24 protein-coding genes are annotated in these 25,623 nt (G+C 37.3%); 6 read left to right on the top strand and 18 right to left on the bottom strand.

Annotated features, from left to right (window positions below):
- Position 1: 1 nt before the first annotated feature.
- The 12 genes from pcaF to AEQU1_RS07735 all read right to left on the bottom strand — a co-directional run bounded on the left by pcaF (position 2) and on the right by AEQU1_RS07735 (position 9,899).
- Positions 2-1,210, bottom strand: a complete 1,209-nt coding sequence (gene pcaF, locus AEQU1_RS07790; protein WP_111880172.1) for a 3-oxoadipyl-CoA thiolase — start codon at positions 1,208-1,210, stop codon at positions 2-4.
- A 121-nt stretch (positions 1,211-1,331) separates the two neighbouring features.
- The gene (locus AEQU1_RS07785) at positions 1,332-2,189 is read right to left on the bottom strand and encodes a neutral zinc metallopeptidase (protein ID WP_111880170.1); all 858 of its coding nucleotides are present in this window, start codon (positions 2,187-2,189) and stop codon (positions 1,332-1,334) included.
- A 106-nt stretch (positions 2,190-2,295) separates the two neighbouring features.
- Positions 2,296-2,700 (bottom strand): PaaI family thioesterase, encoded by a 405-nt coding sequence (locus AEQU1_RS07780; RefSeq protein WP_111880169.1) that lies wholly within the window; start codon positions 2,698-2,700, stop codon positions 2,296-2,298.
- Positions 2,701-2,788: 88 nt separating this feature from the next.
- Positions 2,789-3,961, bottom strand: coding sequence for a 3-hydroxyacyl-CoA dehydrogenase NAD-binding domain-containing protein (locus AEQU1_RS07775; protein ID WP_111880167.1), 1,173 nt, complete (start codon positions 3,959-3,961; stop codon positions 2,789-2,791).
- A gap of 91 nt (positions 3,962-4,052) precedes the next feature.
- Positions 4,053-4,832 (bottom strand): enoyl-CoA hydratase-related protein, encoded by a 780-nt coding sequence (locus AEQU1_RS07770; protein ID WP_111880165.1) that lies wholly within the window; start codon positions 4,830-4,832, stop codon positions 4,053-4,055.
- A 95-nt stretch (positions 4,833-4,927) separates the two neighbouring features.
- Complete coding sequence (gene paaD, locus AEQU1_RS07765) at positions 4,928-5,428, bottom strand: 1,2-phenylacetyl-CoA epoxidase subunit PaaD (protein WP_111880163.1); 501 nt, start codon at positions 5,426-5,428, stop codon at positions 4,928-4,930.
- 45 nt (positions 5,429-5,473) lie between these two features.
- Complete coding sequence (gene paaC, locus AEQU1_RS07760; RefSeq protein ID WP_111880160.1) at positions 5,474-6,253, bottom strand: 1,2-phenylacetyl-CoA epoxidase subunit PaaC; 780 nt, start codon at positions 6,251-6,253, stop codon at positions 5,474-5,476.
- A 195-nt stretch (positions 6,254-6,448) separates the two neighbouring features.
- The gene (paaB, locus tag AEQU1_RS07755) at positions 6,449-6,733 is read right to left on the bottom strand and encodes a 1,2-phenylacetyl-CoA epoxidase subunit PaaB (RefSeq protein WP_111813744.1); all 285 of its coding nucleotides are present in this window, start codon (positions 6,731-6,733) and stop codon (positions 6,449-6,451) included.
- A gap of 43 nt (positions 6,734-6,776) precedes the next feature.
- Positions 6,777-7,130, bottom strand: a complete 354-nt coding sequence (locus tag AEQU1_RS07750) for a four helix bundle protein (protein WP_111880158.1) — start codon at positions 7,128-7,130, stop codon at positions 6,777-6,779.
- 45 nt (positions 7,131-7,175) lie between these two features.
- Positions 7,176-8,132 (bottom strand): 1,2-phenylacetyl-CoA epoxidase subunit PaaA, encoded by a 957-nt coding sequence (paaA, locus tag AEQU1_RS07745; protein ID WP_111880156.1) that lies wholly within the window; start codon positions 8,130-8,132, stop codon positions 7,176-7,178.
- A gap of 41 nt (positions 8,133-8,173) precedes the next feature.
- Complete coding sequence (locus AEQU1_RS07740; RefSeq protein WP_111880155.1) at positions 8,174-9,247, bottom strand: 2Fe-2S iron-sulfur cluster-binding protein; 1,074 nt, start codon at positions 9,245-9,247, stop codon at positions 8,174-8,176.
- 82 nt (positions 9,248-9,329) lie between these two features.
- Entirely contained in the window at positions 9,330-9,899 is a 570-nt protein-coding gene (locus tag AEQU1_RS07735) for a TetR/AcrR family transcriptional regulator (protein ID WP_181566737.1), read from the bottom strand.
- A 436-nt stretch (positions 9,900-10,335) separates the two neighbouring features.
- Between AEQU1_RS07735 and AEQU1_RS07730 the strand changes: the two genes are divergently transcribed.
- From AEQU1_RS07730 to AEQU1_RS07720, 3 genes are all read left to right on the top strand, one after another.
- Positions 10,336-12,099, top strand: a complete 1,764-nt coding sequence (locus AEQU1_RS07730) for an aromatic amino acid hydroxylase (RefSeq protein WP_111880153.1) — start codon at positions 10,336-10,338, stop codon at positions 12,097-12,099.
- A 51-nt stretch (positions 12,100-12,150) separates the two neighbouring features.
- Positions 12,151-12,456, top strand: coding sequence for a rhodanese-like domain-containing protein (locus AEQU1_RS07725; RefSeq protein WP_111880152.1), 306 nt, complete (start codon positions 12,151-12,153; stop codon positions 12,454-12,456).
- A gap of 113 nt (positions 12,457-12,569) precedes the next feature.
- Positions 12,570-12,896 (top strand): thermonuclease family protein, encoded by a 327-nt coding sequence (locus tag AEQU1_RS07720; RefSeq protein WP_111880150.1) that lies wholly within the window; start codon positions 12,570-12,572, stop codon positions 12,894-12,896.
- Here the strand turns inward: AEQU1_RS07720 and AEQU1_RS07715 are convergent.
- From AEQU1_RS07715 to AEQU1_RS07705, 3 genes are all read right to left on the bottom strand, one after another.
- Entirely contained in the window at positions 12,891-13,505 is a 615-nt protein-coding gene (locus tag AEQU1_RS07715) for a DUF4230 domain-containing protein (RefSeq protein WP_111880149.1), read from the bottom strand. The two genes, AEQU1_RS07720 and AEQU1_RS07715, sit on opposite strands and share 6 nt — an antisense overlap.
- Positions 13,506-13,586: 81 nt before the next feature.
- Positions 13,587-16,346 carry a TonB-dependent receptor gene (locus AEQU1_RS07710; protein ID WP_111880147.1) on the bottom strand — a complete coding sequence of 920 codons (2,760 nt, stop codon included), beginning with the start codon at positions 16,344-16,346 and terminating at the stop codon, positions 13,587-13,589.
- 86 nt (positions 16,347-16,432) lie between these two features.
- Positions 16,433-17,317 carry a GLPGLI family protein gene (locus AEQU1_RS07705; RefSeq protein ID WP_111880146.1) on the bottom strand — a complete coding sequence of 295 codons (885 nt, stop codon included), beginning with the start codon at positions 17,315-17,317 and terminating at the stop codon, positions 16,433-16,435.
- 261 nt (positions 17,318-17,578) lie between these two features.
- On the opposite strand from AEQU1_RS07705, the gene AEQU1_RS07700 reads away from it, so the two are divergent.
- From AEQU1_RS07700 to ppk1, 3 genes are all read left to right on the top strand, one after another.
- Positions 17,579-18,379 carry a hypothetical protein gene (locus AEQU1_RS07700; RefSeq protein WP_111880144.1) on the top strand — a complete coding sequence of 267 codons (801 nt, stop codon included), beginning with the start codon at positions 17,579-17,581 and terminating at the stop codon, positions 18,377-18,379.
- Between the two features lie 2 nt (positions 18,380-18,381).
- Complete coding sequence (locus AEQU1_RS07695) at positions 18,382-18,996, top strand: deoxynucleoside kinase (protein ID WP_111880143.1); 615 nt, start codon at positions 18,382-18,384, stop codon at positions 18,994-18,996.
- Positions 18,997-19,080: 84 nt separating this feature from the next.
- On the top strand, positions 19,081-21,120 hold the full coding sequence (gene ppk1 / locus AEQU1_RS07690) for a polyphosphate kinase 1 (protein ID WP_111880141.1): 2,040 nt from the start codon (positions 19,081-19,083) through the stop codon (positions 21,118-21,120).
- Here the strand turns inward: ppk1 and AEQU1_RS07685 are convergent.
- The 3 genes from AEQU1_RS07685 to AEQU1_RS07675 form a co-directional block, all read right to left on the bottom strand.
- Positions 21,113-22,114: an App1 family protein gene (locus AEQU1_RS07685; RefSeq protein WP_111880140.1), complete on the bottom strand. Its 1,002-nt coding sequence runs from the start codon at positions 22,112-22,114 to the stop codon at positions 21,113-21,115. The two genes, ppk1 and AEQU1_RS07685, sit on opposite strands and share 8 nt — an antisense overlap.
- An 81-nt stretch (positions 22,115-22,195) precedes the next feature.
- The gene (locus AEQU1_RS07680) at positions 22,196-24,730 is read right to left on the bottom strand and encodes a sodium-translocating pyrophosphatase (protein WP_111880138.1); all 2,535 of its coding nucleotides are present in this window, start codon (positions 24,728-24,730) and stop codon (positions 22,196-22,198) included.
- Positions 24,731-24,913: 183 nt separating this feature from the next.
- Positions 24,914-25,426 carry an inorganic diphosphatase gene (locus AEQU1_RS07675; protein WP_111880136.1) on the bottom strand — a complete coding sequence of 171 codons (513 nt, stop codon included), beginning with the start codon at positions 25,424-25,426 and terminating at the stop codon, positions 24,914-24,916.
- Positions 25,427-25,623: the final 197 nt, after the last annotated feature.

The following is a 25,623-nucleotide window of genomic DNA, read 5'->3' as shown; positions in this document are numbered from 1 at the left end:
ATTATAAATTCACATTTTCAATAATCGCCGCATATCCTTGTCCCACGCCCACACACATTGTAATCAAAGCGTATCGTTTGTTTTGTTCCTGTAATTCCAAGGCGGCAGAATAAGCAAGCCTAGCACCAGTTACTCCAAGCGGGTGACCGATAGCGATTGAACCGCCGTTAGGATTTATTCGAGGATCATCATCTTTTAATCCCCATTCGCGGATACAAGCCAAAGCTTGTGATGCAAAGGCTTCATTCAACTCAATTATATCCATATCTTCCATTTTCAAACCTGCTTTTTTCAAAGCCTTATTTGAAGCTTCTACAGGACCGATGCCCATAATTCGCGGTTCAACTCCAACTACTGCGGAACTTACAATTCGCGCGATAGGTTTTAAATCGTATTTTTTAACAGCATCTTCCGAAGCAATTATTGTTGCCGCGGCACCATCATTTAAACCTGAAGAATTTCCTGCGGTTACACTTCCATCTTTTTTGAAAGCTGGACGCAATTTCGCCAAAACCTCTTTAGTGGTTGAGGGGCGAATAAATTCGTCATCTTTAAAAATAATCGGATCTTTTTTCCGCTGTGGAATTTCTACGGGAACAATCTCTTTTGCCAAACGTCCATTTTCTTGTGCTTTTGCAGCTTTCATTTGCGAATGATATGCAAATGCATCTTGATCTTCACGAGAAATGTTATGTTTTTCAACTAAATTTTCTGCGGTGTTTCCCATTCCATCGGTACCGTACATTTCGGCCATTTTTGGATTTACAAAACGCCACCCGAAACTGGAGTCGTACATTTTTGCATCGGTTCCGAAAGCCGAAGAAGGCTTTGCAACCACGTACGGCCCGCGCGTCATATTTTCAACGCCACCCGAAATAAACAAATCGCCGTCGCCAGCTTTTATTGCTCTATTGGCTTGAATGATTGCTGAAAGTCCGCTGCTACATAGTCTATTTACAGTTTCGCCGGGAACAGTTACAGGCAATCCTGCTAAAAGTGCAGCCATTCGCGCCACATTTCTATTGTCTTCACCCGCTTGATTGGCACAACCTAGAATAACATCGTCATATGCTTCTTTAGGTATATTTGGATTTCTTTTTACTATTTCAGCAATCACCAATGCCGCCAAATCGTCCGTACGGATAGCGCTTAGCGTTCCTTGATAACTTCCTATTGGGGTTCGTATTCCGTCAATTATGTATGCTTCCATTATGATTTTTGATTTTTGATTGATGATTTTTGATTTTTGATTGACGATTTTTGATTGCTGATTTTAATTAATGAGTTTTAGCTTTTTAGTTCTCCAATCAACAATCGTTAATCTACAATCGTTAATTTAATATTTCTGAAAAGGTATCACCCTGTTTTATATCGCCAGTTTTATAGCCTTTCATAAACCATCTTTTGCGTTGTTCTGAGCTTCCGTGTGTAAAACTATCGGGGACAACATTTCCCTGCGTTCTTTTTTGAATAGCGTCATCGCCCACTGCATTGGCCGCACTCAGTGCTTCATCAATATCGCCTTCCTCGAGATATTCTTGATTATAATGCGCCCAAACGCCTGCGTAAAAATCTGCTTGAAGTTCTAATGCTACGGAAAATCTGTTGGCTTCACTTCTGTTTTGCTGTTGTAATTTGGTTACTTTTTGTGAAGTTCCGAGCAATGTTTGCACGTGGTGACCTATTTCGTGAGCTGTTACATAAGCAATGGCAAAATCGCCACCCTGCGCCCCAAAACGAGTTTTCAATTCATCGAAAAATGCCAAATCCATATATAATTTTTGATCCGCTGGACAATAAAATGGCCCTGAAGCTGAACTTGCATTTCCACAGCCAGTGCTTACTGCATCAGTAAAAAGAACCATTGTGGGATCTTGATATTGTCCAAGATTATTATCACTGAAAACTTTTCCCCAAACATCTTCCGTATCGGCTAAAACAGTCGCCATAAAATTTCCCATCTCCTTCTCTTGGGCGGTAAGTTCCCTTTGCTCGGTTTGTTGGTTACCTTGGCTATTGCCTAATTGCTCCACGATTGGAGCCAGTTGCTGCCCGGTTTCTCCTCCGAAAAAATTTAGAGCAAGTACAATTAGTGTTACAACTATTCCGCCACCTGCGGCCATTTTGCCTTTGCTCATACCGCGACGATCGTCTAAGTTACCGCTTTGTCTTCTACCTTGCCATTTCATAATTTAAACATTTATATTTGTTGATGGATCATTTAATATTATTGACTTAAAATTAAGCTTTCAATTTGAATATTATCACTTCAAAAATCAGCAATATTCAATTTTACTATTCCCAATCCTTACTGGTTCTATAAACTACGCCTTTAAAAAGCGCAACTAGTTCATCCCCGCGCTTTACTTCAACGATATTGAAACCGAGTTTATTCCCTACTTTTTCTATTACAGATTCTGCAGTTAAATAATCTCCTTCATTCAAGGCTTCAATATGATTTATGGAGGTCTCTATGGAAACTGCATACTTTCCATGGGTGTTTGCCGCAAAGCCGAAAGCCGTGTCGGCAAGACTATAACTAATACCGCCGTGGGCTTTGTTCATACTGTTCAACATCTCTTTGCGAACCGTCATTGCAACTTTGCACTTTCCCAGTTGACAACTAATTACCTCGATACCTAACCATTGGCTGAATGCATCAAGTGATAACATTTTATGTGGAATTTTGTTTCCTTCCATTTAATTTAAAATAATAAATGTAAAATTTAAAAGACGAAAGTCGGACAATCACTTTTACATTTTTAGTTTTTCGGTTTTACATTTTACATTAATAAAATGTTCTTTTTTCTTTTTTCATTCTTCTTAAAATTGGCGAACAACGATAACGGTCTTCGTGATATTCATCATAAAGTTCGTCCATTTTATCAACGCACCAATCAATTCCTTTTTCATCTGCCCACGCCAATAATCCTTTGGGGTAATTTACGCCTTTGGTCATTGCATTGTCAATATCTTCTGCGGAAGCGATGTTCCAAAAAAGTGCATCTGCAGCTTCGTTGATTAGCATTACGAGAATACGGTTAAATATTGATTCAGATTTTTCTTTATCAATTGACCTCTCGACTGCGCTCGAGGAGACATTCATTTCGCTTGAATAATCATAATATCCCTTTCCACTTTTTCTACCCAAATAGCCTGCTTCCGAAAAACGCTTTTGGGTAAATGAAGGTTTGTAACGCGGATCGAAGTAAAATGCTTCAAAAACAGTTTCGGTTACGGTGTAATTCACATCGTTACCAATAAAATCCATCAGTTCAAATGGTCCCATTCTGAAACCGCCAATTTCTTTCATCGCGGAATCTATTTCGGAGAAAGAAGCAATTCCTTCTTCATAAATCCGGAGCGCTTCGCCGTAAAAAGGACGCGCAACACGGTTCACTATAAATCCGGGAGTATCCTTTGCAACCGCAACCGTTTTTCCCCAATCTTTAATTGTTTTTACTGAAATATTCAACGTTTCTTCGGAAGTTTGAATTGCAGGAATCACCTCAACCAATTTCATCAATGGCGCTGGATTGAAAAAGTGAATCCCAACGCAGCGTTTCGGTTTTTGCAATGAAGAAGCTATAGAAGCAATAGAAAGAGAAGATGTGTTTGACGCGATTATACAGTCTTCACTCACAAACTTTTCGAGTGTTGAAAACACATTTTTCTTTATATCTAAATTTTCAACTATTGCTTCAATTGTCAAATCCGAATTTTTCAATTCTTTAAGTGAACTGACATATTTTATATTGTTTTGAATACGTTCTTTTTCGGTAGAATCTATTTTTCCTTTTTCCACCAAACGATCCATTATTTTTTCCAAATCGGCTTTGGCTTTATCCAAGGCTTCCGTTTTTGTATCGTATAATTTTACCGAGCAACCGGCTGTGGCAGCTACTTGTGCAATGCCCGCTCCCATTGTTCCGCTTCCTATAATTCCAACGTTTTTAATCATAAATTTTAAATGATAAATGTAAAAGTTAAAAGTCATTTTTAAAAAACACTTTTAAATTTTACATTTTTCGGTTTTACATTTTTCAATTTTTTTACCTTCCTTTAAATTCAGGTTTTCTTTTATTTACAAAAGCATCAACACCTTCCGCATAATCTTCACTTTGTGCAGATTCTATTTGAAGTTTGCTTTCTAAATTTAATTGTTCTTCCAAAGAGTTTTGCATTGAATTGTTTAACAAACGCTTCGTTAATCCCAATGCTTTTGTTGGCATATTTGCCATTGTATTTGCAATAGCGTTTACTTCTTCAATAAAATTTTCTGAAGAAACCACTTTATAAACCATTCCAAGTTTTTCAGCTTCTTCTGCGGAAACTTTATCGCCCAGCATCATTAAAGCAGAAGCTTTTTGGAAACCAATCAATCGCGGTAAAAAGAAGGTTCCAGCACTATCTGGAACTAATCCTATTTTGCTAAAAGCTTGAATAAAACTAGCGTTTTCTGAAGCAATAACCACATCACAAGCCAATGCAATATTTGCACCTGCTCCAGCAGCAACACCATTAATGGCTCCAATTACAGGTTTTTCAATATTTCGAATTCGGGAAATTATTGGGTTATAATGTTCTTCCAGAATTTTTTTGAAACCTGGATTCAATTCAGGCGAAGTAACTTCCTTTAAATCTTGTCCGGCACAAAAAGCCTTTCCGCTTCCAGTGATTACAATTGCACGGACGTCGGGGTTTTTTTCGCAGGCATCCAATTCGTTTTGAAGCAACAATGCCATTTCGCGGTTGAAACTATTGAAAACCTCTGGACGGTTTAGTGTTAAGGTTGCTATTTTGTTATCTATATGGGTTAGTATGCTTTTCATTTATATAAATTTAAAATGTAAAACCGCAAAAGTCTCAATAATAAAGAATTTACTTTTGACTTTGAAATTTTACATTTTTCGGTTTTTTATTTTCGCTATTTCAAACATTTAAAATAATCAAACGGTTCTTGGCAATCGTCGCATTTAAAAAGTGCTTTGCAAGCCGTGGAACCAAATTGACTAACTAGATGGGTATTTGTGCTTCCGCATTGCGGACATTTTACCAGTTTTTTTTCGCCGAGCAAAACATCTTTGTCGGCTGTTTCTGAAAGCGGACGGGCAATTCCGTATTCCTCCATTTTTTTTAAACCTTCCTCTGAAATCCAATCGGTAGACCAGGCGGGTGAAAGAATCAATTCAACTTCTGCTTTCTTTCCAATTTCTGAAAAGGCTTTTTTTAGATCATCACCAATTACATCCATTGCTGGACAACCGGAATAGGTTGGAGTGAGTTTTATGTGAACAATTCCATTTTCTTCAATTGCTTCGCGAATTACTCCCAGATCCAAAACAGAAAGCACAGGAATCTCAGGATCTGAAACGGTTTTCAGAACTGGAATTAAATGCTTTTCGATATGTGCCGCTTCGGTTAACATAATTTTTCTTTCACTTTAAGAGATTCCCGCCTTCGCGGGAATTCATTACCAACTCATATTGGGGTAAGTGCGTTGCATATATTGCAAATCAGCCAAAATATAGCCCATATGTTCAGTGTGAACTCCTTCTTTTCCACCTTTGGCGAAATATTTGTTTTCGGGGATTATAAGGGTGGCTTCTTTTAAAACTTCGGAAACCTCTTTGTAATATTTCACTTTAAAAGATGAAACATCAATTCCGATGCTTTCTTTTACCATAGCATTTTCAGCCTCAGTCATCAAGAAAAGTTCATCGGTGTATCGCCAAAGATCATCGATTGCTTCCTGCATTTTAGTGTTGCTTTCTTCAGTTCCATCACCCAAACGTTTCACCCAATCACTTGAAAAACGTTTATGATAACTCACTTCCTTAATTCCTTTCTTGGCAATTGCAGCTAAATTTTCATCGGGACTGTTCTGCAATTTTTCCATCAACATCAAATGATAGACATCAAACAAAAACTGACGGCCAATAACGTAACCGAAATGTGTATTGGGCTGTTCAACAAGCAGACAATTTTTATATTCTCTTTCAATCCTTAAAAAAGCGATATCGTCTTCCGTTTTACTTTCTCCGGAAATTTTTGCGGCATATTGATAATAACTTCGGGTTTGGCCGAGTAAATCCAATGAAATATTTGTCAGTGCAATATCGGTTTCCAAGCTTGGGCCGTGACCGCAGAGTTCACCCAGACGTTGGGCGAGAATTAGGGAGTTGTCGGCGATGGTGAGGATGTAGTTATATAAATTCCCGAGAAGGCGGGAATCTGTTAGTTCTTTGTTCATATTTTAATTTGTTGTTGGAAACCTTTTTGTTCTATAAATCAAATTCTCATTATTCCAATTTAAGTTTAAATCAGACCAACCAGGATTCATTTCTTCAATTAATTTTATTTTCCATTCACGATTCCATTTTTTCATATTCTGTTATGACTCAATTCGGTCTTCAAATCACGAGATTCCTGCCTTCGCAGGAATTTGTTACATATGTTTCACCTCATCCGGTAAATCATAAAAGGTAGGATGACGATATACTTTGTCCTGTGCGGGCTCAAACATTTCACCATTATCTGCTGGATTTGAAGCAGTAATATTTTTGCTTTCTACAACCCAAATGCTAACACCTTCATTTCTACGCGTGTAAACATCGCGAGCATTTTCCATTGCCATTTCAGCATCGGCAGCGTGAAGACTTCCAAAATGACGGTGTTCCAATCCATTTTTACTGCGGACGAATATTTCCCAAAGTGGCCAGTTTTTTTTCATAAATAAAGTCTTGAGTAGTTAGTATTTTGTATTGAGTTATTCATTATTTCTCTAAAGATTTAATTAATGCGTAATTCATTTTTTGTACTTCTATTACTTCTTTAAGAATAGGTTCAACCAAATTTTCTGAGACTAAATTTAGCTTGTGTGAAAGTATTAATTGAGTAAATAGCTCATATGCCGAACCATTTGCAATGCTAATGAAATTTTTAAATTCACCTTTTGTATTTCTTCCTGCACCTTCAGCAATATTTGACGGAACAGAAACAGCACTTCTTCTTATTTGGCTAGTCAGTCCGTATTTTTCTTCTTTTGGGAACTTTGAAGATAATTTATAAGTTTCAACTGCAATGTCCATTGCTTTATTCCAAACCTTTAAATCATTCAATACATTCATAATGGTAAGATTCTCATTACTAATTTCTCAATACTCAATACTTAATTAACTTGCTTTTGCTACTTTTCTTTTTTCGTTCTTTTCAGCGTGCGCCATTGCAGCATCGCGAACCCATTCACCATTATTCCAAGCGTTTACTCTCGCACTCATTCGTTCTTTGTTGCACGGGCCGTGGCCTTTTACTACTTGCCAGAATTCATCCCAATTAATTTCGCCGAAATCATAGCTACCAGTTTCTTTGTTGAATTTCAAATCTGGATCTGGAATAGTGAGCCCCAACAAATCTGCTTGCGGCACGGTTTGATCTATAAACTGCTGACGTAATTCGTCATTACTTTTTCGTTTCAATTTCCATTTCATTGATTGCTCCGTGTGAATGGACTCAGCATCGGTTGGTCCCAACATCATCAAACTTGGCCACCACCAGCGATTTAGCGCATCTTGCGCCATCGCTTTTTGTTCTTCGGAACCTCTGCAAAGTGTCAGCATAATTTCGAATCCTTGTCTCTGGTGAAAACTTTCTTCCTTGCAAACACGTACCATTGCACGAGCGTATGGACCGAAAGATGTGTTGCAAAGCGGCACCTGATTTATAATCGCAGCGCCATCTACTAACCAGCCAACTGCACCCATATCGGCCCAAGTTACCGTGGGATAATTGAAAATAGAAGAGTATTTCGCCTTGCCGCTATGTAGCTGTTCGTAAAGTTCATCTCTTGAAATTCCTAAAGTTTCACAGGCAGAATACAGATATAAACCGTGGCCGGCTTCATCTTGAACTTTTGCAAGCAATGCAGCTTTTCTTCGTAATGAAGGAGCGCGCGTAATCCAATTTCCTTCGGGAAGCATCCCAACAATTTCGGAATGGGCGTGCTGACTCATTTGCCGAATATGGGTTTGACGGTATTTCTCCGGCATCCAATCTTTCGGTTCTATTTTTTCGTCGCGCGCTATTCTCGCTTCAAAAATTTCTTCTAGGTTTTTTACTTCTTTTTCGCTCATAATTTTATGCTTTAAGCTTTAGTTGGTATGCCCAAAACTAGTTATACATCAAAATCTACTTTTACTTTATCAGAAGTTGGCACAGCTTGGCAACTCAATACCAAGTTTTGTGAAACTTCTTTATCGCTTAATGCGTAATTTATTTTCATCTCTACACTGCCTTCCAAAATTTCACATTTGCAAGTGCTGCAAACGCCACCTTTACAAGCGAACGGCAAATCTGCACCCGCAGCTAAGGCAGCATCGAGTATGTTGTCAAAATCTTTTGTCATTGTGAACTGGAATTCCTTTCCTGCATCAACAATCGTTATTTCAACACCCTCTACATTTTGTTGCGCCAAACGCTCTGCGCGTTTCTTATCTTCTTCAGTTAAACCTGTTACGAACAATTCAAAGTGAATTAATTCTTTGGGCAAGCCAGCGTCTATAAGATAACTGCTAACATAGTTTATCATTTCCTCGGGACCGCACAGAAAAACTTCATTTGTATCTGGGATATCAATAAAGTTTTTGGTCAACACCTTCATCTTTTCATCATCAAAACGACCGTTAAATAGTTCGATATCGCGGCGTTCTTTCGTTAAAAAATAATAGATTTCCAGCCTACCGAAGTATTCGTTACGAAGCTGTTCCAAAGCCTCTTTAAAGATAATGGATTTCGCCGTTCTATTGGCATAAAACAGTTTGCAAGTTGCTTTTGGCTCCAACGCCAAATGTGTTTTAATCATAGAAAGTACGGGCGTAATTCCGCTTCCGGCCGCAAAAAAAAGATAGTTTTTTGCTTTTTCAGGTTCAACTTCAACGCCAAACATTCCACTGGGTTCCATAATTTCGAGCGTATCTCCAGTTTTTAATTCTGAATTCACATAAGTTGAAAAAGCACCGCCTGGAATTAATTTAACTGCAACTTTCCATTCACCGTCAACGGGACTGGAACATAAGCTGTAGGAGCGGCGGGTGTCTTCATCATTAATATCAGCCTTTAGAGTTAAATGCTGTCCTTGGCGAAAATGGAATTCTTCGGCCAAATTTTCTGGTACGTCAAAAGTGATTACTGAACAGTCGTCAGTTTCTTTGTAAACGTCCTTTACTTTTATTTTATGAAATTTTGCCACTTCTCTTTTGTCGAATTAGGTTAACAAAACTAACGCTTGTTAGTTAGAATTGCAAATTATTAACTTTGTGATAAACTGCCCCTCACACAATACCCTTTATCAATACCGAAACCATATCTTTTTTCAAAATATTTACATCCACTTTTCCGCGTTTTTGATACCACAAATATAAAGTTCGCAATGTGGAAAGTATTGAAAACAGTATCACTTCGGGATGATAGGATTTTATTTCGCCTGTATCCATTCCTTGTTTTATAATTTTTCGAAAATTCTCTTCGTAATCTTCCCGCATTTTTACGAAAGCAATTAAATCTTTCTCCTCCAAATGCATCCAATCATTGTTTAGGGCTGCAAGTGCTTGTGAATGATTTACCGTAATATCTATATGAAGTTCGATAACTTTTTCAACTTTTTTTATAGCTGAAATGTTTTCAGAAACAACATTTTCCATTCCAGTTGTAAATTCCTCAGCGACTTTCAAAATGATTTCAGAAAGTATTTCCTGCTTGCTTTTTATGTGATTGTAAAGACTCGCAGCCTTTATATCTATTGCCTTTGCTATATCGCGCATAGAAACAGCTTTGTATCCCTTTTCATTAAAAAGACTTGAAGCTACCGTGATTATTTCTTGTTTTCTGGAAATTGTTTTCATTTACCGTAAGTTAATAATTATCAACATTAATCTCACTAGTTTTTTTATACAATTAATCCCAAAACGCAACAATAGCATAGGATATGGATAAAAATTTACATGTTGACAAGTTTGTTTTAACAATCACCAATATAGCAGTAAATTTGTCTTCAACGGTAATGAAGTTATCCGTTATTAAAAAAGAAACCGAGATATGCGACTATCTCGGTTCTAATATTAACGTTTCATAAAATTGGACTCTATGGATACGTTGTATTTAATTTTGTTTCTAATTTACCTAATCCTTCGTGAACTGAACGGTTAGTATTTAATTTAGACCCATCTGCAGGAGCAGGTGGGTTTTTTATTGTAGTACAAATATAATTAAATTGAAATTAATTATATATCTATTTCTCCATCTATTCCTCAATAAAACAAAACTCAGTACTTTTGAATTATGGAAAGCAATATTGAAACCAACGAATTGTTGGACCGGTTACCACCACATTTAAAACAGTACATCAAGCCACAGAATTATGAGCAATATACGCCCGTAAATCAAGCGGTTTGGCGCTATGTGATGCGAAAAAATGTGGATTATCTGGCAAAGGTTGCACACGAAAGTTACTTGGGCGGTCTTAAAAAAACCGGTATTTCCATTGATGAAATTCCTTCAATGTACGGGATGAACCGTATTTTAAAGGAAATTGGCTGGGCTGCGGTTGCAGTTGATGGCTTTATTCCGCCCAATGCGTTTATGGAATTTCAGGCCTATAAAGTGCTTGTAATTGCCAGCGATATTCGCCAACTTGAAAATATAGAGTACACGCCAGCGCCCGATATTATTCACGAAGGTGCAGGCCACGCTCCAATTATTGCAAGTCCAGATTATGCAGAGTATTTGCGCCGTTTTGGCGAGGTGGGTGCAAAAGCAATTTCTAGCGCCCACGATATTGATATGTATGAAGCCGTTCGCGAACTTTCCATTTTGAAAGAAGCCGAAGGGATTTCACAGGAATTAATAAATTCTGCTGAAGCACGAGTGGAAGAACTTCAAAACAAAAAAGTGAAACCTTCCGAGATTTCTTTGATTCGAAATTTACATTGGTGGACGGTGGAATACGGAATGGTTGGCACGGTTAAAAACCCAAAGATTTATGGCGCAGGATTGCTTTCTTCCATTGGCGAAAGTGTTTGGTGCATGAAGGATGAAGTGAAGAAAATCCCTTATTCCATTGAAGCGGCTTATCAAGATTTCGATATTACAAAACCACAACCACAACTTTATGTAACGCCAGATTTTGCGTATTTACAAGAAGTTTTGGAAGAATTTGCAAATACCATGGCCGTCCGGAAAGGCGGTTGGCGCGGACTGAAAAAACTTATAAAATCAAAACAGCTCGGCACTATTGAAATTAGCACCGGACTTCAAATAAGCGGACATTTTTCGCGAATGATCAAAAATGACGATAACGAAGTGGTTTATTTTGAAACCGAAGGCGAAACTGCACTTTCTTACCGGGAAAAAGAAGTAATCGGTCACGGAATAAGTAGGCATAAAAAAGGGTTTCGTTCGCCTTTGGGGAAATTGAAAGGCATAAATTTATCTATTGAAAATATGGGCCCGAGAGATTTGCAAGCGTATAATTTTTATGATGGAAAACAAATTGCTTTTGAGTTTGAAAGCGGAATAACTGTGCAAGGTTTGAACGTTACTGGTATACGAAATCTTCGGGGTGAACTGATGCTAATTCAATTTACAGATTGTACAGTAAAATATAAAGATGAAGTATTATTTTCCCCAGAAATGGGCGATTTTGATATGGCCGTGGGCAAGGAAATTGTTTCAGCTTTTGCAGGTGCCGCAGATTACAATTCATTTGATTTAGTAACGCACACTTCTTCAAGCGAAACAATCCGTCCACAACTTTCGCAAAATGAAAAAGAATTAAATCTACTTTATAAAGAAGTTCGGGAAATTCGTAATTCTGAAGAAATAGATACGACAAAGCTTGAGGAAATTTTTGAAACTTTAAAAGAAAATCATTCAACAGATTGGCTGCTTCCGTTAGAAATTCATGAATTGACTTCTAAGACAGACTCAGATTTTTCGAAAAAAGTCTTGAAACATCTTTTACATTTAAAGCAACAAAAACCAAAAGTGTCGCATTTAATTGATGGTGGATTAGAACTATTAAAAATAAAACAAAAAAATTATTAATTAACACTTCGACAAGCTCAGTGTGACAAGGCGAGGAAAAATTCATATTAAATGGGAGTATTAGATTTTTTATTCGGAAACAAATCAAAGAAAATTGAAGATTTTAAAAGCCGAGGCGCTATTATCGTTGATGTGCGAAGTAAAGGCGAATATGACGGAGGAGCAATTCCGGGTTCCAAAAACATTCCGTTGCCTAGTATTTCTTCGAAAATGAACGAAATAAAAAAATGGAACAAACCTGTAATAACTTGCTGCGCCAGCGGAATGCGAAGTGCGAGTGCCGCGGGGATTTTAAAAAGCAACGGCATAGAAGCAATGAACGGCGGAGGTTGGTTCAGTTTAAGCCAGAAACTTTAAAAAACATATTTTGCTTCCTCTTTTTAAGGAAAGTAAAAACTATTTTTATTTTTTTAATTGCTTGAATTTCAGTTTTTTGTAGCTTTACATGTGCTAATCAAAAAACTGAAATTATGTATCAATACAAAGCAAAAATTATTGACGTTTACGACGGTGATACTGTTACCGCAATGGTTGATTTGGGGTTTTACCATTTTCAGCAAATGAAATTTCGACTTTATGGAATTGACACACCCGAGCTTCGCGGAGAGGAAAGAGAACGAGGTTTGGTGGTCCGCGACATTGTGCGTGCTATGATTTTGGACAAAGAAGTGACTATTAATTCCTATAAAGATAAACAGGAAAAATACGGGCGTTATTTGGCCAACATTATTATTGACGGAATTGACTTAAATCTTTGGCTCGTAGAGAATGGTCATGCTGAGGAATATATGCTATAACTTCAGTTTCTGAAGATCCTTTTCCTCTGTAACAGGTTCGTTATTGTATTTCAAGGTCCAGCCCATTGAATTGGTCAAAATATAGATTTTCTGAAGTTCAGAAATAAGTCTGTTTTCAGCATTGGTTCGTAATTCTGAAGCTTCAATTTTTTTGCGGAGCGATTTTTCAACATCCTTTTTTATTTTATTGTAATCTCCCGCGTTAAATTGATTAAAAGTTTGTTGTTGAATATTATAATATTCAATATTTGGATTGATGGAAAGTTCCGGCTCCGGAATATTTGTTATTGTTACTGTTTTGGTAGCTTCATCCACAATTGTAGTTATTTTGCTTAAATCATAAGCAATATTTGCTTTTGCATTTACAATAATTATAGCCTTCTTTTCGGAAGGAACTAAGCCAAAAAATACTTCCTTGTTATTTTTATAGGTTAAAACCTGCGCATAGCTTCCTTCAGTAACAATCAGTTTGCCAACATTTTTTAATTCCTTTTGAATAAGCGCTGTATTTGCTTCTAGCTGTTCGCGATTATCTTTTCGATTTTCACAATAACGCAGACCAAATACGATGACAAAAGAAATTACAATTCCGAGGAAGATGTTTCGCATAGCTGGAAGTTTTAGGGGAAAGATATAAAATTTGGGCGGCAGTTGGCAATTGCAATATTCAGTTTAACTGAAATTTAATTTCTACAAATCATATTTTATAACGAACATCACAATTCGTGGCAGTACAAAATACTGCGAAGTTGTATTAAATTGATCGTTGAAACTGTCATTATTTATAGATTCGGTATCGAGAATATTTGTGGCTTGTATCGAAAATTCCCACGGACTTTCTCCGTGTTTATAGTATAAATTTGCGTTGAAAAAAGAATAACTGTTTTCAATAGTTTTTGCGTCGTTCGTGTATTTGTAATAATCCCATTCTGTAAAAAGATTGAAATCTTTTAAAAACCGAATATTCACATTTGCATACGGACGGTTTGTGAAAAATATCTGGGTGGCACCTCCGTTGTCATAATCGTTCTTCATAAAACGATAACCCACTTCAAAATTTGGGAAATCCTTAAAGTTACTCAAAACACTGGCATTGTAGTTTTGTGTAAGACTTTGGCTTTCCTGTATTTCATTATTTATAGTATTGTTTGTTTTACTCAAAAACACAGCCGCATCCAGCTTAAACTGAACTTTTTTTATGGTTTTGCTGAATCTTCCCACTGCCGAAAAAGTTTCATCTGGAAAATTGCTATCAAAATTTATTGGGCTGCTCACTTGGTTTATGCCCACCAATTCAGTATTTGTTTTGATAGCGTCAATTCTTCGCGTGTAACTCAAATTTCCGCCAATATTTGTATAATTGAAAAGATTGAAACTGAAATACGTTAAATTATAACTGTGCGAAAGCGAGTTTTCCAACTCCCGGTTACCTCGAAAAAGTCGGTTATAATTATTGAAAACATAGGCTTGGGCATAATTATTCACATCGCTATATTCTGAAGTAATTGCGTAGTTGAAACGCAGGTTTTCACTTTTCTTCAATTCTAAAACCACATTTATATCTGGCAGAACCATCCAATCATTTTGTGTTGAAGTTGTTCCCAACTGTTCGTTTTTCAAACTGTAATTATGAAGCGTAACACCCGGAGTGAAGATAAATTTTCCAGTTTTCAATTTATAGTGAAGTCCGAAAAAGGCATCTGTGAAGGTATAGCTTACATCGTTGTTGAAATCATCCTCGTTGAAATTATTTTGGTTGCCATTATCCAAAATCTGAAAAATACTAGAGTTAAATTTTTGATTGCTATAAGTAGTTCCAACGGTGAAATTAAGATTGCTAACATTATTCAAAATATAGTAATAATCAACCTTTCCATCCAATTTATTACTTTTTACGGTTTTATTTTGATTGACATTGTAACGGTCCGATTGTACCAAAGGATCAAAAGTATCGAAATCGCTATTTAAAGGATGCTGCCGATCTATAACCGTAAAAACGCCACGGAACGGAATAGAATCTTGTACAGCCTGATAAAAAGGATCTTCGTTTTGATATAAATGCTGAACTTCTGCGGCAAAAATATTCTTGTCATTTAACGTGTAATACGCATTTGCAGTTTGATTGATGGAGAACGGTTTGTTCTCTTTTACTTCAGAAATGTTGTTTTGGTTGCCGTCCACTATCGAAATAGTGGCATCATCCTCAGTTTGCTTCGAAGTTTTAATGAGCGCATCATAATCCAACTGAAAGTTTGCATTCGGCTTATAAGTGCTGCTCAGTTTCAACATTGCCAATTGGTTGCGCTGATCGTTTTCTGTATTTGTATTTTCTGTAATTCCAGTCAAAATATATTGACGAATACTGTTATTAACAATGTTTGTTTTGTTGTCGCTCAATATTCCGAAGCCACTAACATCCAGCTTGTCATTTACGGCATAACTAAAATTTCCTGCAATAAATTTTGCGTCAATACTTTTTGCGCGATCATTCTGCGAAACAGCAAAGCCGAGGTCGCTATCGCTAATTCTAAAATTAGTTCCACCACCTTTGTTGAAATTCTTAAATCCCCCCGTAAAGTTGAAGTAATCCCGAAACGTAAAAGGAACTTCCCCAATATTGTTGAAATCTGTTATTATGTTGATGCTGTATTTTGGACTGTAGTAAAATAGTTTAGGATGTACCAAATAACGACCATTTTCTCCACCATATTCATCTGCTAAGCCCGCGCCGGCAGTAACTTCTCCAAACCAGAAATTTTTCTTTCCTTCTTTTAGCCGTATGTTTATTGCCACATTATCGCGGTCGTTTCCAAGGCCGCGCATTTGGTCTACTTCATTATAATTTCGCAACACTTCTACTTTGTCCACAGCATCGGCAGGGATGTTTTTGGTGGCGAGTTTGCTATCACCATCAAAGAAATCTTTTCCTTCCACCATTACTTTGGTAACGGTTTTTCCTTCAACCTGTATTTCGCCGTCTTCATTTACTTCAACGCCTGGCAGTTTTTTCATCACGTCGCCAAGTTTGCGTTCATCCCCATTTGTAAAGCTATCTGCATTGTAAACAATTGTATCGCCTTTTACGGTGACGGGCATTTCGTAAACGATTTCCACATCATCCAACTGGTTTTCCTGAGGTTTGAGGATGAAATCCAAATCAATATTTTCGGCATCGGTGGAAACGTTTACCGTTTGCTCTTTGGTTTCATACCCTAAAAAACTTGCCCTTAAAACGTAATTATTTCCTTTGGGAAGATCAAGCTGATAGCGACCTTGGTAGTTGGTAATGCCGTAAGATTCCGTTTTACCCGTAGCTTTGATACTGGCAATAACATTAGCAAATTCCAGCAGGTTGCCAATGCTGTCTTTAATGGTTCCTTTTACCTTAATGCTTTGCGCGGAAAGGGAGACTGTAGTAAAAAAAAGGAATAAAATTAGAAATTTTTTCATATTTAGTTGAAGCAAAAAAAACTTCTCGACTGTGCTCGAAGTAATAATAACTTGTCTGGTCGAGCGCAGTCGAGACCTATACTTTATTAAAATCCACCGCCACGGCGACCATTGCCACCACCTCTAAAATTCTCGCGAATCTCGTCTGTTTTTTCTTTTACAATTTTTACGTATTCGGCTCGGGTAACTTCTTTTCCTTTTTTTGGAGGTTCAATTTTTTCAGATTCCTTTGGGTTCATTACTATTTTGGAACACAAAAGTGTGGTTCTGTAAAAATTTAATTCCAAAATAAGTCCCGGAAGACCAGCAAATTCGCCGGGGCCATTATTGACTGGAATTTGTGGTGTAAACCACGCTGTAACCTCAATTTCCTTTGGAATTTCAATCATATCCATTGGGTCTTGGGGTTGGGTTGTATCTTTTTTAGCTGCTGCATTTTCTTTTTCATCTTTTCCTTTTCTATCACGTTTTGGGCGCGCCATACTGTAATCGTTAGGATTTACCTTTTTTATAGCAGTGGCTTTAAAAGCGATGTATTGTCCAATTTGCTTAGATTCATTTGTTGTTTGCCAGTCTAAGGTTTGGATGGAATCTGTCACCAAAAATTGTTTTCCGAAGAATTCATTCTCTTCAACAATTTGTCCTGTTTTCAGATTTTTATATTGGGCTCCGGGTGTATAGCTGCTCATCATCATTTTAAAACCGGGGTTTATTGGACCTGCATCCAGCTTTTCCTGTTCTTTATAAATAGATTCATCTTTGTTGAAGGTGAGAATGTATGTTTTTTCGAGCATACTTTTCATTCGCTCGGCAATCATCTTTTTCATCTCTTCGGTCATTTCTCGGTTTCCACCTCCAAATGCATCCATATCTACTGTAGTTTTGGATTCGTAAAAGGCTTGTCCACTAATGTTTTGGGCATTGATTCCTAAAGAAAAAAGTAGGATAAAAATTAAAGTATATCTTTTCATATAATTTTATTGATAATGATTATCAAAGTTAAAATACTTTGACTAAAACGTTTAAAAATAGTTTAATTTGTTTGAACAAACAATTGAATGTTAACACTAAGACGAACCAATTTACAATCTGTTACATTATTTTTCGTTCAACTAAAACCTTCATTTTGTAACTTGCCACCTTTATGAAATGCCATTAACAGATTTTAAATACCAAACGATGGATGTATATTCGGGCATTCCATCTTCCTATTTCTCAAATATCTTATAAAGATGAAACAGCTTTTCTTTCTTTTTCTGCTTCTGTGTCAACCAGGCATTGCGCAAAGTCTTGCTCCCTTGAGCGAGGTTCCGTTTATTGCAGATAGGTTTATAGGTATAGACAATTACAAAAACAGTTATTTTATAAAAGATAGGGTAATTAACAAACAGGGGCCTGACGGTAATTTTCTTTTTAATGATCTGCAATTGGGGCGGATTACTTCTTTAGACATTATAAATCCACTAAAAGTGGTTGCTTTTTTTCAGGACACGAATACTGTTGTAATGCTCGACAATAAGCTCAATGAAATTGAAAGACTCAATTTCAATAATCTGCCACAGTTTTTAAACGTGAGCACCGCCACCAACGCTGGAAGCAACAGCTTGTGGCTTTTTAATGTTGATACCCAGCAACTGGAAATGTATAATTACGGATCTAAACTACAGACCGTGGTATCGCAACCATTTCCGGGGAAATTGCTTTCACAAGCAAGTAATTTTAATTATTGTTTCACTTTGACCGAAAAGAAACTTCGTGCTTTTAATATTTACGGAAGTATTTTGAATGAAGCACCTTCCGAAGGATATGAAAAAATAATTCAACAGAATGAGAATTTAGTCGCTTTAAAGGAAAATTCATTATATTATATTCCTGATTTCGCCAAGCGGAATGATGCCATTTCGCATGAAACCGTGAAGCTGCAATTGCCCGAAATAACAATTAAAGACTTGCAGCTTACCAATGATTTCCTGTATATTTATGACGGCGAAAATTTGCACACATTTAAACTAACCATCCCAACTAAAGAATAACTATGCACGTTGCAATTGCAGGAAACATAGGTTCCGGAAAAACCACCCTTACCCGTTTATTAGCAAAACATTACAAATGGCAGGCCCATTATGAAGATGTGGAAGATAACCCTTATTTGGATGATTTTTACAATCAGATGGAGCGATGGTCCTTCAACCTACAAATCTACTTTTTGAACAGCCGTTTCCGCCAAATTCTTGAAATTCGCGAAAAAGGGAAAAATGTAATCCAAGACAGAACCATTTACGAAGACGCTTATATTTTTGCGCCAAACCTCCACGCCATGGGTTTAATGACCAACCGCGATTTTGAAAACTATCGCTCTCTTTTTGATTTGATGGAAAGTGTTACCGAAGGACCAGATTTGCTTATTTATTTACGAAGCAGCATCCCGAATTTGGTAAACCAAATACACAAGCGCGGCCGTGATTATGAAAACTCCATCAGCATAGAATATCTAAGTCGTTTAAATGAAAGATATGAAGCTTGGATCCACGGGTATGATAAAGGCAACCTAATAATTTTTGACGTGGATAATATTAACTTTGTGGACGATCCCGAGCATTTGGGACAGGTAATCAATAAAATTGATGCTGAACTGCACGGCTTGTTTTAATCCAAACTCCCTTCAGTTACACACAAACCTTAACGTTTCCCTTACAGTTTCTTTCTTTTAAAACCATTATTTTGCCATAACTCTATGGCATCACTATATAACAATACATTTTATCACCGCGATCTTTCCTGGCTACGTTTTAACCATCGTGTGCTTCAGGAAGCGGCAGATGAACGCAATCCTCTTTATGAGCGAATCAAGTTTTTGGCAATTTTTTCCTCCAATCTTGACGAGTTCTTCCGTGTTCGCGTTTCAGATATTCGGCAAATTAAAAACATTGAAAAACCACTTCGTAAAAAACTAATCACTAAGCCAAACAAGGTTTTAAAAGAGATTAAGGAAAAGGTGGATATTCAGCAAAACGAGTTCGGGAGAATTTTCAACAAAGAGATAATTCCACAATTGGCTTTGGAAGGAATACACTTAATACGCCACGAGGATTTTTCGGAAGAACAAAAGAAAATCGCGACCAAGTATTATAAAGAAAGCCTAAAACAAATAACTGAAATAAGCTGCAATCCTTGCACAGAAGACCATTCAGTTTTTGTTAAAAACGAAAGACTTTATTTGGCGGCGCAAACGGGAGAAGATGAATTCTTCATGGTGGAAATACCCGATACCGAACCACGATTTTTCTTATTCCCTTCAGAAGATGAAAAAAATTTTCACGTCACTTTTATTGATGATATTCTGAAATTCGGTCTGCAAACGGAATTTTCAGAAAACAGAAATACCATCTTTCATTCCGTTAAAATTTCCCGTGATGCAGATCTTTATATTGAAGACGAATTTTCTGGTAATTTGATGGAAAAAATAAAAGCTGCACTTCCTAAACGCGACACGGGGCAGGCCACACGTATTTTAATAGACCCAGCCATGCCACAAGATTTTCGTGAAATCCTCAAGAAGGCGTTAGACGTAAATCATACCGATGTGGTTTTGGGCGGACGGTATCACAACTTTAAGGATTTTATGCGATTTCCGAACCCTACGGATAAGCAATTAGATAATAAAGAACTACCTCCACTCCCCCATCCAGTTTTGGCAAATTGTGATTCAATTTTTGATGTAGTCAACAAAAAAGATCAACTACTGCATTACCCGTATCAAAGTTTTGAACCTGTTATTAAATTGATGCAGGAAGCGGCAAATGATCCAAAGGTAAAAACCATAAAGATTACTATTTATCGTGCTGCAGATGAATCTGATTTAAACGATGCCATCGCACTGGCTGCAAAAAACGGAAAAGAAGTTACTGTTTTTATTGAAGTTAAAGCGCGTTTTGATGAACACAACAATTTAAAATGGGGTGCAATTTTCAGAAAAAATGGGGCGCGAGTTATTTACAGTTATCCGGATATTAAAGTACACTCTAAAATACTTTATATTGAAAGAGAAGTTGACGGCAAACCAAAACGATACGCTTACATTGCCACGGGAAACTTCAATGAAAATACAGCTACCCTTTACACAGATTTCGGGTTGATGACCGCCCATAAAAAAATTACTAAAGACCTCAAAAAAGTATTTATGGTCTTGGAGCGAGATATGATTGTTCCAAAAGCTAAAGAACTTTTAGTTTCTCCATTTACCACCCGTGAGCGGTTTACAGCTTTAGTGGAAAAAGAAATAGAACTTGCAAATGAAGGTAAAAAGGGATTGATTATTTTAAAGATGAACAGCCTGCAGGATGAAAAAATGATTAAGGAACTTTATAAAGCCAGTAACGCCGGAGTTAAAGTTCGGTTGCTAATTAGAGGAATGTGTTCCTTGATTCCTGGAATTGAAGGACAGAGCGAAAATATTTACATCACCAGTATTGTGGATCGATTTCTTGAACACGGACGGATTTATATATTTGGAAACGATGGCGATGAAAAGATTTATATAGGCTCTGCCGACTGGATGACGCGCAATTTAACACACCGAATAGAGGTTGTTGCACCTATTTTAGATAAAGACCACAAAAAGACCATTCGAGATATTGTAAACATAGAATTGGAAGACAACGTAAAAGCCCGAATTATTGATTCAGAACAGAAGAATGAATATGTGAAAAATTCGAATAAAGAGGTTCAGTCGCAACTTGCCACTTACGAATATTTTAAGAACGCTATTAAATAAAACCCATTTCTTGAGCGTGCGCCAATGCAGCTTCGCTGTCTTCTACCAATAACACGGGGACGGTTTCATAATTTTTGAAGAGACCTTTTACACGAAGCATTTTTATTTTGTGATTTACGCTCCGCATATAAATTGCAAGGATTCTTTCTGGATGTGCTTCGGCAATTTCAATATAAATATCAGGATCGTGTTCGCCGCTGTCGCCTATTAAAATAAAAGGCAGCTTAGGGTAGGTTTTCAAAATATTTATAATCTCCTTTTGTTTTTGCGGTTTTTCGGGTTTGTATTTTTTGGCGAATGGATTCACAAAATCACGCAATAGCATTGGGCCTTTCGGGAAATTGTTCTTCCTAAGAAAAAATTCTAAATATAAATATAGATTCCACGGGCCGTGACTCACATAAAAAATGGGGTTGCAATCGTTGCCCGATTTTCCATTCTTCAGCTTCATATAAAAAGCTGCGGCACCTTCCAAAGGAATTCTTTTTTCGGCACGTTTAAAAACAGTATTTTTTAGAACTTGCCACTTGAAACGGGAAGTTAGTCCCGTGTGCATAATGGTATCATCCACATCGCTAATTACTCCAAATTTTGCAGTTTCGGAAGTAATCATTACTTCGCCACTAAATTTATTATTTTCTTGGATTGTTCTTTGTGAAAACTTTTCAGCAAAGGAAATTTCATATTTCAACCATCCGTTTTCATCAATTAGTGGAAGTATATTATCTATTGCCTCATCGATTAAAAAATAGCCTTGATCGTCAGTTTCGGTTTTTATATTTCTACCATCCGGAAGCGTTAAAATTAGCGGCGAGTTTTTTATTAAATCTGTATCAAAACGTTTGTATGTATTCCACAACAGATTGAAAAATCCTTTTTTTGAAAGGTCTATATTTTCGTCTTCTAGTGCGCGCCCTTTAACATACAGATGGGTTGACGTTCCGTAGCTTCGGAAAGTGATAATTTGAATTGGGTCTTTTTTAAACAATTTCATAGCAAACCAAGATAGTGAAATTTCAAAATAAAAAAACCCTACCGAGAGGCAGGGTTTTAATTTAATAGGTTTAGAGAAAAACTATTCTTTATCCTTTATTTTAATTTTCATACCCTCAACATCTTTCAATTGTGCACGAACTTCTTCTTCTGTGCCCTTGAAGGTTTTGGTCTCTGTAGTTTCAACGCCATCAACTGTTTTTATAATAGTTACGTTCGCAGTTACTTGATCGTTGTTGTCATTTTTCAACATTTCAACAGTTGTTTCCGTTTTGTCCTTTAGATTTTCACCTTCTTCAATGGTGGTTCCTGTTTCAATATATTGAACTTGCTTTTCAGTCAAAATAGTTTTATTTCCGTTGGCATCAATAAAGTAAACTTCTTCCGAAGAAGTTTCCGCAGCCGTTACAGCACTTGTGTGACCGCCAAGAATAGGGGCGATAACAAGACCGATCAAACAAGTAAGTTTAATCAAAATGTTCATAGATGGCCCTGAAGTATCTTTGAAAGGATCACCCACAGTATCGCCAGTTACGGCTGCTTTATGCGCATCAGAACCTTTGTAGGTCATTTCACCATTAATCAATACACCAGCTTCAAAAGATTTTTTAGCGTTATCCCAAGCACCACCAGCGTTGTTTTGGAAAATAGCCCAAAGCACACCACTTACGGTAACTCCGGCCATATAACCTCCAAGCATTTCGGCGATTGCCATATTATTCATTCCAAAAATCATTGGCACGAAAGCAATAACAAGTGGAAAACCAATAGTCATAATTCCTGGCAATAACATTTCTCTTAAAGAAGCTTTAGTTGAAATAGCCACACATTTATCGTATTCTGGTTTGCCAGTACCTTCCATAATTCCAGGAATTTCACGGAACTGTCTACGCACTTCGTTTACCATTTGCATTGCAGCTTTACCCACGGCATTCATCGCCAAGGCAGAAAATACAACTGGAATCATACCACCCACAAAAAGCATTGCTAAAACAGGAGCTTTAAAAATGTTAATTCCATCAATCCCTGTAAAAGTTACATAAGCAGCAAAAAGCGCTAATGAAGTTAATGCAGCAGAAGCAATGGCAAAACCTTTACCAGTAGCAGCAGTTGTATTCCCAACAGAGTCTAAAATATCGGTACGCTCACGAACGATAGGTTCTTGCTCGCTCATTTCGGCAATCCCACCCGCGTTATCGCTAATAGGTCCGAAAGCATCAATTGCAAGTTGCATCGCTGTTGTAGCCATCATTGCAGAAGCTGCAAGGGCAACACCATAAAAGCCGGCAAAAGCATAAGATGCCCAAATAGCACCTGCAAAAAGTAAAACTGAAGGGAAAGTAGAAATCATCCCGGTAGCCAAACCTGCAATAATGTTAGTTCCAGCACCCGTTGATGATTGTTGTACTATTTTTAAAATTGGTTTTTTACCCAAACCAGTGTAGTATTCAGTTACCGATGAAATTGTAGCACCAACAACTAAACCAACCAATGTGGCATAAAACACTCTCATTGAAGAAATTTCTTGAAGCCCTTCGCCGAAGAAACTCATATTCATTGTTTCTGGAAGCATCCATTTTACAAGTACAAAACAGGAAATAGCTACTAATACTATTGATACCCAGTTACCGATATTCAAAGCACCCATAACTTGCGATTCTTTCGCATCGTTATTTTTTATCTTCACTAGCATAGTACCAATAATGGAAATAATGATACCTGTACCTGCAATTGCCATTGGCAATAAAATTGGACCAATACCGCCAAAAGCATCTGTAATGGCGCCGCCCATATCTTTTATAACATAGTTACCTAAAACCATCGCTGCTAATACTGTTGCAACATAACTACCAAATAAATCGGCACCCATACCAGCAACATCACCTACATTATCACCAACGTTATCAGCAATAGTAGCTGGGTTACGTGGATCATCTTCTGGAATACCAGCCTCTACTTTACCTACTAAATCTGCTCCAACATCTGCTGCTTTTGTGTAAATACCACCACCTACACGTGCAAAAAGTGCGATAGATTCTGCACCTAAGCTAAATCCAGCCAATGTTTCTAGCACGATAGTCATTAATTCCTGTGGAGTTCTGGTAATACCATCAATAGTTGTTGGCTCCCAAACACCGTTCATAAAAACGTGGAAGAAGATGATAAAGAACAACGTAAGACCCAAAACTGCAAGACCTGCAACACCTAAGCCCATTACAGTACCGCCACCAAAAGATATTTTTAGAGCGTCTGGTAAGCTTGTGCGAGCTGCTTGCGTAGTACGAACGTTTGTTTTTGTAGCGATTTTCATCCCCATATTTCCTGCCAAAGCAGAGAAAAACGCTCCGAAAATAAATGCAATTACTATTAATATATGTGTTGTTGGAACAACGAAAGACACTACTGCCAATGCGATACTAACGATAACAACAAAAACAGCAAGTAACCTGTATTCAGCATTTAGAAAGGCCAAAGCACCTTCATAAATGTGGTCGCTTATTTCTTTCATTTTACCATCGCCTGGATTTTGTTTCAATACCCAAGAACGTTTAACGGCCATAAAGATTAAGCCTACTATCGCCATAACAATTGGCGCGTAAATCATCATTGATTCCATAAATTTTAGATTAAGGTTGGTTTTCAAATTTGCGATTGCAAAAATAGGGAAATGGTTTGGGATACGAAACAGGAAAATGACATAGGAGGAAAAGACTTAGGACGATAAGACATAGGACGTAAGACTAAAGAATTTGTTCCGCATCAGCCCTATGTCCTACGTCCTTTGGTCTTACGTCTATTATTAAATACTAAAATGTCCCTGAACATCAGGTGTTTCTTTGTAGCGCTTAACACATTGGTTGTATATCTCGATAGCTTCCTTCGCATCACCCCAACCTTCAACATCAACTTTTTTCTTTTCAAGATCTTTATATACTTGGAAGAAATGTTCTATTTCACGCACCAAGTGTGGGTTCATGTCTGAAAGGTCATTCAAGCTGCTCCAAATTGGGTCTGAAATTGGCACACAGATTACTTTTTCATCCGGACCTTTTTCATCGGCCATATGGAAAACGCCTATGGGTTTTACCTCCATTACACACATGGGAAAAGTAGGTTCGCCTCCCAAAACCAATACGTCTAATGGATCGCCGTCCAATGCTAGGGTTTCTGGTATAAAACCGTAATCTGCGGGATACATCATACTGCTGAAAAGCATTCTATCAAAGCGGATTTTCTTTAGTTTGAAGTCGTATTCATATTTGTTACGGCTGCCTTTGGGGATTTCTATAAGTACGTCGAATGTCTTGTTCATGATCTTTTCTGTAAATTATTTTTTGTGGATGCAAAGGTACTTAATTTGATGGAGATTTTAGGAGTATGTGTGCTTCGACAGGCTCAGCATGACAGAATGTGAGTAGTGAGTAGTGAGTAGTGAGTAGTGAGTAGTGAGTAGTGAGTAGTGAGTAGTGAGTAGTGAGTAGTGAGTAGGTCGAGTAGAGACTTCTCCGT

The sequence above is a fragment of the Aequorivita sp. CIP111184 genome (assembly GCF_900489465.1).
GTDB lineage: Bacteria > Bacteroidota > Bacteroidia > Flavobacteriales > Flavobacteriaceae > Aequorivita.
This window is presented reverse-complemented; position numbering and strand designations above follow the sequence as displayed.